The organism is Phormidium sp. CCY1219, from assembly GCF_055795085.1.
Genome location: NZ_JAYFEQ010000187.1, coordinates 1 through 1,454, shown reverse-complemented (window position 1 = coordinate 1,454; position 1,454 = coordinate 1). Strand labels below are relative to the sequence as shown.

The following is a 1,454-nucleotide window of genomic DNA, read 5'->3' as shown; positions in this document are numbered from 1 at the left end:
GGGGAAAAGCGCCTTTAAAAGTCCGACTTTGGACTCTTTAAGAATCCCTCGGATTTATCCGTAGGGAGTATCAAAGTGCTGCCTGTTGTATTGGTAAAACCTCATTCATTCGAGCAATAACATGAAGATTATGGACAACCGCCACTCGTCGCAGATCGAAGAGGTTTTTGCGCTGTCCAATATAACGGGCACGTTTGTCCTGCCACTGTCCGATATGAGCTAGAGAGTGTTCTACCGAGGTTCTCTCCCTTAGTTGTGCGCGACCAACAGAAGTAGATTGGCGCGATCGCAACTCTTGCATTAATGCTTCATCTATATGGATTGAAACCCTGCGGCCATTCTTACTTTTCGTACCAATTCTCGGAGTGGACAAGCCGCACACTCCTGAGTCAGGAAAATGAACCACTTTACCGGGTTCAAACGGCATCATAACTTGATTTGGGCAACTCATTAATTTCTTATCCCAGTCAAAAACAAAAGCGTTTTTATCAAATCGTCCTGAGTTTCTGACCGGCCACGCCTTACAAAATATCTGTAATTCTTCATTTCGTTCCTTTACCCAATGACTTGATAAATAAGCGCGGTCAATATGGAGTTCAGTCAACTGAAATTGTTGGTTTTTTAAGTCAATTTCCAAGTCAACAGTAGCAGCCGCTTCTGGGGTATTAGCACGGGTCACAGCCACAGCCCTAACGACCCCTATATCTAAATCTTTAAGAATGTGACGTTTATAACCTTCTATTTTTTGAGAACGGCTTTTTCGTCCATGCTGCATATCTGGATCTTCAATAGAAATACGTCTATCTTTGGCAACTCCTTTGGTCAAACTTGGAATTCCCACAAAATCTACTTTCACATTTTGGGATTCAATCAATCCGGCGACATGAAGAGTCTCTTCTGCTACTTCTAGTCCTTCAGATAACGGCTGCTGTTGCATCCATTCTTCTACAGAATCTAAGCTGTTTAGTATCGTAAGCGTTGAATGATAGAAAATAGTTGCAATAAATTTGATAATAAATTATAATAAAAAGACGATTGAACTTGGATATTCTAACTGCAATGACATTTTCCAACTTTCCAAAAGTTGTAAAACGTTATCTTTTTGAACTGCCCCAAAATGATTACCCTGTATTGGATACTTTTACATTTGTATCCTGCTGGTTAGGCTTTAGTTTTGACCAAAGTCTCGATACAATGACTTCGCTATTCTCTCGATTAAATAGCCGAAATATCCCTCTAGATATTTCCACTTTTTCAAAAGCAAGCAAGAGGAGAAATCTTGCGATATTTGAAAATTTATTCAATCAGATAAAAGGCGACGTCAAGAGAAAGAAAGGAAAAGATAAGCTGATTTTATTTCTTCTTGATTCTACAAGAGTTACTTTGACCAGTAAATTATTATGGCAACAGGAATATCATCAAGTAAAGCTATTTGCAGGAACAGACAATGAACG

1 protein-coding gene and 1 pseudogene are annotated in these 1,454 nt (G+C 39.3%); one reads left to right on the top strand and one right to left on the bottom strand.

What is annotated here, in order from left to right; genetic code table 11:
- Positions 1-70 precede the first annotated feature (70 nt).
- Complete coding sequence (locus AC0QH1_RS01200; RefSeq protein ID WP_324628912.1) at positions 71-937, bottom strand: transposase; 867 nt, start codon at positions 935-937, stop codon at positions 71-73.
- A 122-nt stretch (positions 938-1,059) separates the two neighbouring features.
- On the opposite strand from AC0QH1_RS01200, the pseudogene AC0QH1_RS01195 reads away from it, so the two are divergent.
- A pseudogene (locus AC0QH1_RS01195) lies at positions 1,060-1,454 on the top strand (IS4 family transposase); the annotation flags it as partial.

Bases quoted from the DNA above. Each gene is read 5' to 3' on its own strand.
- AC0QH1_RS01200 (WP_324628912.1), bottom strand. From the start codon at position 937: ATGCAACAGCAGCCGTTATCTGAAGGACTAGAAGTAGCAGAAGAGACT.